Origin of the sequence: Ructibacterium gallinarum (genome assembly GCF_014982785.1) — a bacterium.
Lineage (GTDB): Bacteria > Bacillota > Clostridia > Monoglobales > Monoglobaceae > Ructibacterium > Ructibacterium gallinarum.
The window spans coordinates 114,752-127,333 of the sequence record NZ_JADCKB010000001.1; the positions used below are offsets into that span (position 1 = coordinate 114,752).

Here is a 12,582-nt window from a genome sequence, read left to right on the forward strand (position 1 = left end):
ACCCTACTTTGTTGCAATCGTTTTTTCACAAGCAGCCTGAATAAATCCCAAAAACAATGGATGGGGCTTATTGGGCCGGCTTTTGAATTCTGGGTGATACTGAACACCCACATAAAAAGGCCGATCAGAAAGTTCTACCGTCTCCACAAGCCGCCCGTCAGGTGAAATACCGCTTATGGTCAGCCCCTTGCTCTCAAGCAGTTCCCGGTACTCATTCTGAAATTCGTACCGATGCCGGTGCCGCTCCCAAATGAGCGGCTTGCCGTAACAACGATCCATTGTGGTGCCTTCTTTGATTTTGCACGGGTATGCACCCAGACGCAGAGTTCCGCCCTTGTCCACGGTATCACTCTGCCCAGGCATAAAATCAATCACCTTATGCGGGCTGTCCGGCCGAAATTCCCCCGAGTCCGCATCGGAAATCCCCGCCTGATTGCGGGCATACTCAATAACCGCCACCTGCATTCCAAGGCAGATGCCAAAATAGGGCAGCTGATTCTCCCGGGCATAGGCGGCAGCAAGGATCATGCCCTCTATCCCACGGCTTCCAAATCCACCGGGAATCAAGATACCGTCAAGACCTGACAGTTTATCTCCACAGTTTTGCTCTGTCAGTCCTTCTGCATCAATCCAATGGATTTCTACATAGGCATGATGGACATAGCCGGCATGACGCAGGGCCTCTGCCACCGATAAATAAGCATCGTGCAGTCCCACATATTTCCCTACTAAACCAATATGAACCGTGTTTTTCCGTTCTGCGGCCGACGCCACCATCTGCCGCCACTGCTCCAGTTCTGGCGGCGGCGCCTTGATGCCCAATTCACGGCAAACCACGGCAGAAAAATTTGCCTTCTCCAGCATGAGCGGTGCTTCATACAGATTAGGCAAAGTAAGATTCTCTATCACACAGTCCGGCTTGACATTACAAAACATAGAGATTTTCTCAAAAATAGATTTTTCAATGGGGCGGTCACTGCGCAGGACAATGATATCCGGGTGAATGCCCATCCCCTGCAGTTCCTTGACCGAATGCTGGGTGGGCTTTGACTTATGTTCTTTTGAACCGTCCAAAAAAGGGACCAGGGTAACATGAAGAAACAGGCTATTCTCCCTGCCCACTTCCAGGGAGATTTGCCTTACTGCTTCAATAAACGGCTGAGATTCAATATCCCCGATGGTCCCGCCGATCTCAGTAATTACCACATCGGCCTCCGCCGTTTTTCCTACATTATAGATAAATTCTTTTATTTCGTTGGTAATATGGGGAATTACCTGTACAGTGGATCCCAGATACGCCCCCTGCCGCTCTTTGTTCAGAACATTCCAGTACACCTTTCCAGCTGTCAGGTTAGAATACCGGTTTAAATCCTCATCAATAAACCGTTCATAGTGACCAAGATCCAGATCCGTTTCCGCCCCATCCTCGGTGACAAAGACCTCGCCGTGCTGATAAGGGCTCATGGTTCCGGGATCCACATTGATATATGGATCCAGCTTCTGGGCGGCCACCTTAAGGCCTCTGGCCTTAAGGAGCCGTCCCAACGACGCCGCCGTAATTCCTTTTCCCAAACCGGAAACCACACCGCCTGTTACAAAAATATACTTTGTCATACCAATTTCTCCTTTTCCGCTGCCTGTTTTTTATTTTCCACTGTCGCCATAGTTCGACAACACTCTGGCCGACGGATCCTTCACATCACAGCCCTCCCAGTTGGGGTTGGGCATCCAGAAATCCACGATCATCTGTCCCTGGCCGGGATAGTATTTTTCAAAAATCTCCCGATAGAGCAGCGATTCCTTGGTGAAAGGCCTTGCATGGGTGTATTTTTTGCATTTTTCTTCAAATTCTTCCTGGGTGTAATATTCCTCCGCATAGGCTTTTAAATCATCTACCATGGAATGACCCACTGCATCCGAAAACGCTGCTTTTTCCCGCCAGAGAATTTCTTCCGGCAAATATCCGCCTTCTTTGAACGCCGCCCGGAGCAAATACTTTCCTTTTCCATACCGGTTAAGCTTCAACTCCGGATCTACCGCCATCACATATTTTACAAAATCCAAATCTCCAAACGGTACTCTAGCCTCCAGGGAATTGACAGAAATACAGCGATCCGCCCGGAGCACATCGTACATATGCAACTCCCGCAGCCGTTTTTCCGCTTCCGCTTGAAAAGCCGCCGCATCCGGCGCAAAGTCCGTATATTTATAGCCAAACAATTCATCTGAAATTTCTCCGGTCAGCAAAACCCGGATATCGGTTTGTTCATGAATGGCCTTACAGACCAGGTACATTCCCATACTAGCACGAATGGTCGTAATATCAAAGGTGCCAAGCAGTTCTATCACGGTTTCCAGTGCATTAATCACGTCGTCTCTGGTAATGATCACCTCGGTATGTATGCTTCCAATATAATCCGCCACCTGCTTGGCGTATTTCAAGTCGATGGCATCTTTCTCCATCCCCACAGCAAAGGTGCGGATGGGGGTTTTGCTTTTCTTTGCCGCAATGGCGCACACCAAAGAGGAATCCAAACCTCCGGAGAGAAGAAATCCCACCTTTGCGTCTGCCACCAGCCGTTTTTCCACCCCGGCCACCAGCTTATCATGAATTTTTTTACAAACGGTTTCCAAATCGTCATGACAAACCTTTTCTACCTTGGAAATATCACAGTAGCAAATAAATTTTCCATCTTTATAATAGTGTCCCGGCGGGAAAGGCCATATTTTATCCGTAAGCCCCACCAGGTTCTTTGCCTCGCTGGCAAATAAAATCACTCCATCACTATCATAACCATAGTATAGCGGCCGGATCCCAATGGGATCCCTTGCCGCTATATACTTTTCTTCGTTTCCGTCATAAATCACACAGGCAAATTCCGCATCCAGCATGGCAAACATATCGGTGCCATACTCTCGGTACATGGGAAGCAAAAGCTCGCAATCAGAACCGCTTGCAAAGGTATATTTGTCAGAGAGCTTTTCTTTGAGCTTTTCAAAACCGTAAATCTCGCCGTTACAGACCACGTAACTGCCGTCCATCTCAAAGGGCTGCATTCCAGCCGGTGTCAAACCCATAATGGCAAGGCGATGAAAAGCCATCACGCCGTTTCCAGTATCCACAATCCGGCTGTCATCAGGTCCCCGGGACACGGTGCGGTCAAATCCTTTCTGAAACTTATCCATATCTGCATTTTTGCCGCAGTAAGCCATAATGGAACACATACCATATACCTCCAATCACATTCTGTCAGCCGGACACATAACCACTGCTCTATTCCACATCCTGCAAAGCTGCATAGCCTTCTTCTCCAGTACGTACCTTAACCACATTTTCCACATCATATACAAAGATCTTGCCGTCACCGATGTGTCCCGTATAAAGCACTTTCTTGGCCGTTTCAATTACAGTACGAACTGGCACTTTGCTGACCACGATCTCTACCTGAATCTTTGGCAGAAGGTTCGCCTCCACAGGAACACCACGATAATATTCCGGCTTACCCTTCTGAATACCACATCCTAATACATGGGAAACAGTCATGCCCGTAATACCAATTTGCATCATTGCTGCTTTCAGATGCTCAAATCGAGATTCCTTACACACAATCTCTATCTTAGTAAATTTCACACCCTCATCACTAAAGGCAGGAACTTTTTTCACCTCTACTGCCTCCGCTGGAGGAACATCTCCAACTACAGCCTCCGCATTTTCATATCCATAAGGAAGACTTTCCACGGCTGGCACAAAGTCCGCATACGCACTGGGCAGTCCATGTTCTGTACTGTCAAGACCCTGTATTTCTTCTTCCGGTGAAACCCGAAGGCCAATGGTCTTTTTGATTAAGAAGAAAGCAAGCGTCATCATCACACCCGTCCAAACCAATACCGCCACAATTCCCACGATCTGAATACCAAGCAAAGACGGATTTCCCGTATAGAAAAGACCTTCCAAGCCTGCAGGGGCATTGGGGTTTGCCAATAAGCCAACCGCCAAGGTTCCCCAGACGCCGTTTGCCAAATGGACGCCCACTGCACCGACCGGGTCGTCAATATGTAATTTCAGATCCAAAAATTCTACAACCACTACCACCAAAATACCAGAAACAATACCCACAATCGCTGCGCCCAGCGCATCTAAAGCGTCACATCCGGCTGTCACACCAACCAGACCCGCAAGAGAGGCATTTAAACACATGGAAACATCTGGCTTGCCATTTTTAATCCAAGTAAACACCATAGTGGTGCACGCCGCCACTGCCGGCGCAATGGTTGTGGTCAGGAAAATAGAGGCCAGTGAAGCCTGATCCCATGCCGCCGCACCGTTAAAACCATACCAGCCAAACCAAAGGATAAAACAACCTAACGCACCCAAGGTAATGGAATGTCCCGGAATAGCATTGACCTTTTCTATCTTTCCCGCTTTATCCTTCACATATTTTCCCAAACGGGGACCCACCATAATAGCACCGATCAACGCCGTCAAGCCGCCTACCGAGTGGATGGCCGCCGAACCTGCGAAATCATGAAATCCCAGCTGTGCCAGCCAGCCCTGGCTGTTCCAAATCCAGCCTGCTTCCACCGGATACACAAAGAGAGAAATCACACCCGAGTAAACACAATAAGCAAGGAATTTCGTTCTCTCTGCCATAGATCCAGATACAATGGTCGCCGCTGTCGCACAGAATACCAAGTTAAACACAAAGCTCGACGCATTTTCTTGAACAAAGTTTCCAAAATCAGTAAATATTCTTAAGTTTGGAATACCGATGATACCAAAAACATAGTCTTCTGCCATCATCAAGCTAAAGCCAAGCAGAACAAATACCACCGTTCCAATACAGAAATCCATCATGTTTTTCATAATGATATTCCCGGCATTTTTTGCCCGGGTAAATCCCGTTTCCACCATAGCAAACCCTGCCTGCATGAAAAACACTAATGCCGCACCAATCAAATACCAGATACCAAAAACCTCTGTCGACACCGCTTCTCCCAGCAATCTGCTGATTTCTTCCATTGCCATATGACTCCACTCCTTTTTCTATCAAATTTTTTTACCTTACACTAAACAACATATCTCCATAAGATGGATACGGCCAATATTGTTTCGCCGTTAATATTTCCGCCTCATCGCAAGCAAGCCGCAGCTCGCTCATTTTTACCAGAACCGTATCCCTTATTGCCTCAGACTGTGGGATAATTCCATCAATGTGATGCATCGCCATCAGGGCTTTTTCCAGTTCGTCCGTTTTGACTGCAATCCGATCAGTCAGATCAGAAAGTTTCTGTACCAGTTTACATTCATAGCTGCAGGCAATGGAGGGATCCAATGCCTTTTTTCTGGCGGCATTCTTTGCCACATCTCCTGCATAAGCCTCAATGGCCGGCGCAATCTGCGTTTTTGCCATATCCACCATGGTATTGGCCTCTATCAACACCGTCTTGCAATAATTGTCCAGCATGATCTCACATCTGGATTCCAACTCCGCTTTCGAATAAATTCCATGAGCTGTCAGCATATCTACATTTTTCTTATCCAGCAAATGCGGCATGCAATCCGGTGTGGTGCGATAATTCAGCAAACCCCGCTTTTCAGTAGCTTCCTTAATCCATTCCTCGTCATACCCGTTGCCGTTAAAAATAATCCGCTTATGATCCTTAATGGTTTTGCGAATCATTTCATGCAGCATGGTTTCAAAATCATCGGCCTTTTCCAGACGATCCGCATAGATTTTCAAACTTTCTGCTACCGCCCCATTTAACATGATGTTTGCACAGGCAATGCTGTTAGAGGAACCCAGCATACGGAATTCAAATTTATTTCCAGTAAACGCAAAGGGCGAGGTGCGGTTCCGGTCTGTGGTATCCCGGTTAAATTTGGGAAGCACATCAACACCCAGCTTCATTTGTGTTCTTTCGGTACCACTGTATGGTGTATCGTTTTCAATGGCTTCTAAAACAGCGTTTAATTCATCACCCAAGAAGACCGATACCACTGCCGGCGGAGCTTCATTGGCTCCCAGCCGATGGTCATTTCCGGCCGTTGCCACCGAAAGCCGCAAAAGATCCTGATAATCGTCCACTGCTTTGAGCACTGCGCAAAGGAACAACAGGAATTGGGCATTTTCATAAGGTGTTTCTCCTGGAGAAAGCAAATTTACACCAGTATCGGTAGCCATAGACCAGTTGTTATGCTTACCACTACCGTTAACGCCTGCAAAAGGCTTTTCATGAAGCAGACATACCAATCCATGCTTTGCCGCAACCTTCTGCATAATTTCCATGGTCAACTGGTTATGATCGGTTGCGATATTGGTGGTAGTATAAATCGGAGCCAATTCGTGCTGCGCAGGCGCCACTTCGTTATGCTCTGTTTTGGCCAGAACACCCAGCTTCCACAATTCCTCATTAAGCTCTTCCATATAAGCTTCTACTCTGGGCTTAATAATACCGAAATAGTGATCGTCCATTTCCTGTCCCTTGGGGGATTTTGCACCAAAAAGGGTTCGTCCGGTATAACGGAGGTCAGGGCGCTTATCATACATCTCCTTAGTAATTAAAAAATATTCTTGCTCTGGTCCTACCGAAGTGCGGACACATTTTACATTTTGGTTCCCAAACAGCCGGAGGATTCGCAGGGCTTGACGATTTAAAGCCTCCATAGACCGCAGCAGCGGTGTTTTCTTATCCAGCGCTTCCCCGCCGTACGAACAAAAAGCAGTAGGAATACATAGGGTCTTTCCTTTAATAAATGCATAAGAGGTCGGATCCCACGCGGTATAGCCCCGCGCCTCAAAGGTAGCCCTAAGACCGCCCGACGGAAAAGATGATGCATCTGGCTCACCCTTGATCAGCTCTTTTCCGGAAAACTCCATAATCACACCGCCATCCGGCGAAGGGGAAATAAAGCTGTCATGCTTTTCTGCCGTGATTCCCGTCAGCGGCTGGAACCAATGGGTATAGTGGGTCGCGCCGTGTGCCACCGCCCAATCCTTCATTGCCTCTGCCACTGCGTTGGCAACGCCGATATCCAGCTGCGCACCTTCATCAATGGTCTTGCGCAGTGTTTGATACACCTTGGCTGGCAGATTTGCTTTCATCACCCTGTCATCAAAAACCAAACTTCCAAAATACTCTGATACCGTTCCCATCATCATCTCTCCTTTTCCATAATATTGTTAAAACAAAAGACAAAGACGCCTGTTAATTAGGAAGAACTCCATGAAAGACGCCTTTGCCTTTTTCTTTATTTTCGCTTTTTTAATTCCTCGTCTTTTTCAACTGGGAAATCAATAAAAAAAGCGTCTTCGAGTATCAAACTCAAAGACGCCCTTGCCTTTTACAACCCGTATTGTACACCCATCGGAAGGATTTGTCAACCCCTTTTTTCAAATTTTTTTCTTTTTTTTTCAAAAAATCCATTTTTCGGCTTGACAAATAACATGGAAAGGTGTATAATGCCTGCAAATGAGCAAAGGCGTTCATTTTGGTACGGAGTCGCTTCCGCACCAAAATGAACGTCTTTTTCTGTTGAGTTTTATTGAGAAAGGAAGAAGCCATATGAAAACAGAAGGTCAAATACGCATCCCCTCCGGCTGTGCCATTGCCGCGGTCATCTCCAAAGAGGGAAACCGAATGTCCGGTGAGAGCATTACGCAGGCCATGAAGCCCATGCATGACCGGTCCAACGGACTGGGCGGCGGCTTTGCGGGTTATGGTATTTATCCTGAATATAAGGATTTTTATGCCCTGCATATGTTTTTTGACGAACGGGCGGTGCGCAAAAACTGTGAAGTATTTTTAAAAGAACGGTTTGAGATTGTAAAATCCGAAATTATTCCCACTCGCCAGATTCCTGAGATTACTGACGCGCCGATTATATGGCGCTACTTCGTTTCTCCTTTAAAATCTGTTCTATCCGCCATGCAACTGAGTGAAAAGGAATTTGTAGCAAGAACCGTCATGAAAATCAACGCCGAAATGCCAGGAGCCTATGTTTTTTCCAGCGGCAAAAACATGGGCGCTTTCAAAGCGGTTGGCTTTCCGGAGGATGTAGGCGTATTTTACAAACTGGAAACCTATGAAGGTTACTCTTGGACTGCCCACGGACGCTATCCCACTAATACGCCAGGATGGTGGGGCGGTGCCCACCCCTTCACCCTGCTGGATTATTCTATTGTTCATAACGGAGAAATTTCATCCTATGATGCCAATCGCCGTTATATTGAAATGTTTGGTTATCAATGTACGCTGCAAACCGATACCGAAGTTATCACCTATATCATGGATTATCTTCTCCGGGTACAAGGACTGACTGTGAAAGAGGCTGCCAATGTCATTGCGGCTCCGTTTTGGAGTACCATTGCAGGAAAACCTGACGTCGAAAGGGAAAAACTGACCTATCTTCGGACCGTATTTTCCAATCTATTGATTACTGGGCCTTTTTCCATTGTTTTTGGCTTTAACGGCGGACTTATGGCGTTAAACGACCGGTTGAAGCTGCGTTCCATGGTAGTCGGAGAAAAAGATGATAAAGTACTGATTGCCAGCGAAGAAGCTGCCATTCGTGTCATGGAACCAGAAGCCGAAAACATCTATGCTCCAAGCGGCGGTGAGCCGGTTATTGTTAAGGTAAAGGAGGGTGCATACTGATGCAAAACATCTATATCAATCCGGAATTTGAAGTAATCAGAAATGAGAACCGATGCATAAAATGCCGCGTTTGCGAACGGCAATGCGCCAATGAAGTCCACAGCTATGACGCAGACTTGAACCTTCTTATCAGTGACGAAACAAAATGCGTCAACTGTCAAAGATGCGTTTCTCTGTGTCCTACCAAAGCCCTGAAAATTGTAAAAAACGACTGCAGGCTTCGGGAAAATGCCAACTGGTCCGATTCTACCATTAAAGAAATATACAAACAAGCCAGCAGCGGCGGCGTACTGCTTTCCTCTATGGGAAATCCAAATCCGCTGCCGGTATACTGGGACAAAATTCTTATCAACGCCTCCCAGGTGACCAATCCACCCATTGACCCTCTGCGGGAACCGATGGAAACCAAGGTCTTTTTGGGAAAAAAGCCAGAAAAAGTGCAGCGGGACAAAAACGGAAACCTGATCTGCAATACCCCACCCCAATTGGAGCTTTCCATGCCGGTCATGTTTTCCGCCATGAGCTACGGATCCATCAGCTATAACGCCCATGCAAGCCTTGCAAGAGCTGCCACAGAGCTGGGTATCTTATATAATACAGGCGAGGGCGGCCTGCACGAGGATTTTTATTGCTATGGCAAAAACACCATTGTACAGGTGGCTTCGGGACGGTTTGGCGTGCATAAAGATTATCTGGAAGCCGGCGCAGCCGTAGAGATTAAAATGGGACAGGGAGCAAAGCCGGGTATTGGCGGCCATCTGCCCGGTGCGAAAATCGTGGGAGACGTTTCTCGGACAAGAATGATTCCCGAGGGTTCTGACGCAATTTCTCCGGCGCCTCATCACGACATTTACTCCATAGAGGATTTAAGACAGCTGGTATTTTCATTGAAAGAAGCAACGGAATATCAAAAGCCCATTATTGTAAAAGTTGCCGCTGTGCATAACATTGCTGCCATCGCAAGCGGCATTGCAAGAAGCGGTGCAGACATCATTGCCATTGACGGCTTCCGCGGCGGCACAGGGGCCGCTCCTACCCGTATTCGGGATAATGTGGGCATTCCCATTGAACTGGCGCTGGCATCGGTTGACAGCAGGCTTCGTGAAGAAGGAATTAGAAATAATGTGTCACTTGTAGTAGGCGGAAGCATTCGCAGTGCCTCCGATGTGGTAAAAGCCATTGCACTTGGAGCAGACGCCTGCTATATTGCCACTGCTGCAGTCCTCGCCCTGGGCTGTCACCTATGCCGCACATGCCAAACCGGAAAATGCAACTGGGGCATCGCCACTCAAAACCCTGAACTGGTCAAACGACTCAATCCGGATATCGGGAGCCAACACCTTATCAACCTGATGACGGCCTGGAAACATGAAATTAAAGAACTGATGGGCGGCATGGGCATCAATTCCATTGAAGCCCTGAAGGGTAATCGGCTTATGCTGCGCGGTGTCGGCTTAAACGATCGGGAACTTTCTATTCTTGGTATTTCGCATGCAGGAGAGTGATAATAATGAAAAAAGTTTATGTAGATGAAAAATGGTGCCTGGGTTGTCATTTGTGTGAATATAACTGTGCCTTTGCCAATTCTGGCATATCCAATATGGTCAAGGCGCTGAAAAATAAACCCATTTATCCAAGGGTACATATTGAAGAAAGTGATAAAATTACCTATGCGGTTTCCTGCCGTCATTGTGAAGACCCCATATGTGTAAAAAGCTGCATTTCCGGAGCACTTAGCATCAAAGATGGAGTAATTTGCATTGACCATGACAAGTGCATTGGATGCCTTACCTGCATTTTAGTATGTCCGTACGGTGCGGTGGCACAAGGAGAAAACGGCGTTGTTCAAAAATGCGAGCTCTGTCTGGAAAATTCCTGCGGGTCCCCTGCCTGTGTAGCCGGATGCCCCAACAATGCTATTATTTATGAGGAGAGGTGAGCTGCTGTGAAAAAATATGTGATTATTGGCAACGGTGTTGCCGCAGCCGGTTGTATTGAAGGAATCAGAACACAGGATACTGCATCAGAGATAACCGTCATATCTGAAGAAAACCATCCTGTCTACTGCCGGCCTCTGATTTCTTATTGCCTTGAAGGTAAAACTACAATAGAAAAAATGAACTACAGAGAAAAGGATTATTACTTAAACAACGGCTGCAATGTTCTATATGGAAAACAGGCCATAAAAATCGATGACAAACATAAGCTGGTTATCACCAATAGTGGGGACGAGATTCCATATGACGAGTTATGTATTGCCACAGGCTCTTCCCCCTTTGTTCCGCCCTTTCCCGGCCTGGAGACGGTGGACAAAAAATTTTCTTTTATGACAATAGATGATATGCAGGCTTTAGAGCATGCCATAAATAAAAACACCAGGGTTTTCATTGTGGGTGCCGGGCTGATCGGACTGAAATGCGCCGAAGGGCTTGCAGACAGAGTATCTGAAATCACCGTATGCGACTTGGCAGACCGTATTCTCTCCAGTATCTTAGACGAAGAATGCGCCGCTTTGATGCAGAAGCACCTTGAAAAACATGGAATCAAATTTCTTCTGGGGGACAGCGTTGCCACCTTTGACAAAAACACCGCAAAGATGAACAGCGGTACAGACGTTGCCTTTGATGTACTTGTTCTGGCTGTCGGGGTAAGAGCAAACACTGCCCTGCTCAAGGAGATTGGCGGCGAGGTGAACCGTGGTATTCTTATTAATGATAAAATGCAAACTTCCATAGCCCACATTTATGCCGCAGGAGACTGTACCGAAGGAGACGATATTTCATCTGGACAGAAAAAAGTCCTTGCCATTCTTCCCAATGCATATATCCAGGGCAAATGCGCCGGCATTAATATGGCAGGAGGTGAAGCGGTCTTTGACAATGCGATCCCCATGAATTCCATCGGTTTCTTTGGACTCCATGCCATGACTGCAGGCAGTTATCCCACCAAGCAGGACGGTGGTGAAGTGTATGAGGAAAAAGGGGATTCCTTTATCAAAAGACTTTATATGAAAGACGGTTTTCTCGCGGGATATATTCTGATTGGAAAGGTTGACCGGGCAGGCATATACACTTCTTTGATACGGGAAAAAATGCCTCTGACGGATATTGATGCTGCAATGCTAAAAAAATCTCCCTCTCTTGCAATATTTTTGCCCGAAACCCGTAGAAAAAAACTTGGAGGTGTGTTATAATGAATATAAGCGCAAGAAACACCGATTATAAAGAACTAAATGCTGCTTTACGCGATGCAAAAGGCGACTGCAGTATTACGGATTGCCTGGGTCAACGTTTTATTGCTGCCGGTATGTCTGATAAAAATATAAAGATTACGGGGATTCCCGGTAATGCACTGGGAGCTTATCTTAACGGCGCAGTCTTAGAGGTTATGGGCAATGCGCAGGATGCTGTAGGCGATACCATGAATGACGGGAAAATTATTGTCCACGGAAATATTGGCGATGCCGCAGGATACGCTATGCGAGGCGGCAAAATCTTTGTAAAAGGCAATGCGGGCTACCGAGCCGGTATTCATATGAAAGCCTACAAAGAAAAGCAGCCAATCATGGTAATCGGCGGCAAATGCGGAAGTTTTTTAGGCGAATACCAGGCAGGCGGCACTATTATTGTCCTTGGCCTGAGCAACGATCGCAAAAATATTGTGGGCAACTACCCATCTACAGGTATGCATGGTGGTAAAATTTATCTCCGAAGCGACTGCCATGGCATTAAATTCCCGTCCCAGGTTACGGCTCATGCCGCCGATGCAACCGATATAGAACAAATTCGCCCTGCTGTTTCGGAGTTTGCCGAATTATTTGGCCTAAATGCGGAAGAAATTCTTAGCGCCCCTTTTACCGTAGTCACTCCGGACAGTAAAAATCCTTACAAACAGATGTATGTTGCAAACTAAAAGAAAGCAGGTAAA

General features: G+C 46.8%; 9 protein-coding genes. 5 read left to right on the top strand and 4 right to left on the bottom strand.

Annotated features, from left to right (window positions below; all coding sequences use genetic code 11):
- Window positions 1-3 precede the first annotated feature (3 nt).
- Genes INF28_RS00620 through INF28_RS00635 form a run of 4 tightly spaced genes read right to left on the bottom strand, consistent with a single transcriptional unit; the run spans window position 4 to window position 7,154 of the window.
- The gene (locus tag INF28_RS00620) at window positions 4-1,614 is read right to left on the bottom strand and encodes a CTP synthase (RefSeq protein ID WP_226391525.1); all 1,611 of its coding nucleotides are present in this window, start codon (window positions 1,612-1,614) and stop codon (window positions 4-6) included.
- 30 nt (window positions 1,615-1,644) lie between these two features.
- Window positions 1,645-3,225, bottom strand: coding sequence for an asparagine synthase B (gene asnB / locus INF28_RS00625; protein ID WP_226391526.1), 1,581 nt, complete (start codon window positions 3,223-3,225; stop codon window positions 1,645-1,647).
- Between the two features lie 49 nt (window positions 3,226-3,274).
- Complete coding sequence (locus INF28_RS00630; protein ID WP_404815128.1) at window positions 3,275-5,026, bottom strand: ammonium transporter; 1,752 nt, start codon at window positions 5,024-5,026, stop codon at window positions 3,275-3,277.
- Window positions 5,027-5,057: 31 nt separating this feature from the next.
- Window positions 5,058-7,154 carry a glutamine synthetase III family protein gene (locus INF28_RS00635; RefSeq protein WP_226391668.1) on the bottom strand — a complete coding sequence of 699 codons (2,097 nt, stop codon included), beginning with the start codon at window positions 7,152-7,154 and terminating at the stop codon, window positions 5,058-5,060.
- 409 nt (window positions 7,155-7,563) lie between these two features.
- Between INF28_RS00635 and INF28_RS00640 the strand changes: the two genes are divergently transcribed.
- The 5 genes from INF28_RS00640 to INF28_RS00660 are packed head-to-tail and all read left to right on the top strand — an operon-like array spanning window position 7,564 to window position 12,567.
- Window positions 7,564-8,655 carry a class II glutamine amidotransferase gene (locus INF28_RS00640; RefSeq protein WP_226391527.1) on the top strand — a complete coding sequence of 364 codons (1,092 nt, stop codon included), beginning with the start codon at window positions 7,564-7,566 and terminating at the stop codon, window positions 8,653-8,655.
- Window positions 8,655-10,160 carry a glutamate synthase-related protein gene (locus INF28_RS00645; RefSeq protein WP_226391528.1) on the top strand — a complete coding sequence of 502 codons (1,506 nt, stop codon included), beginning with the start codon at window positions 8,655-8,657 and terminating at the stop codon, window positions 10,158-10,160. Before INF28_RS00640 ends, INF28_RS00645 begins: the two co-directional genes overlap by 1 nt.
- 5 nt (window positions 10,161-10,165) lie before the next feature.
- Complete coding sequence (locus tag INF28_RS00650) at window positions 10,166-10,594, top strand: 4Fe-4S dicluster domain-containing protein (RefSeq protein WP_226391529.1); 429 nt, start codon at window positions 10,166-10,168, stop codon at window positions 10,592-10,594.
- 6 nt (window positions 10,595-10,600) lie between these two features.
- Window positions 10,601-11,848, top strand: a complete 1,248-nt coding sequence (locus tag INF28_RS00655) for an NAD(P)/FAD-dependent oxidoreductase (protein ID WP_226391530.1) — start codon at window positions 10,601-10,603, stop codon at window positions 11,846-11,848.
- Window positions 11,848-12,567 (top strand): GltB/FmdC/FwdC-like GXGXG domain-containing protein, encoded by a 720-nt coding sequence (locus tag INF28_RS00660; RefSeq protein ID WP_264175632.1) that lies wholly within the window; start codon window positions 11,848-11,850, stop codon window positions 12,565-12,567. Before INF28_RS00655 ends, INF28_RS00660 begins: the two co-directional genes overlap by 1 nt.
- Window positions 12,568-12,582: the final 15 nt, after the last annotated feature.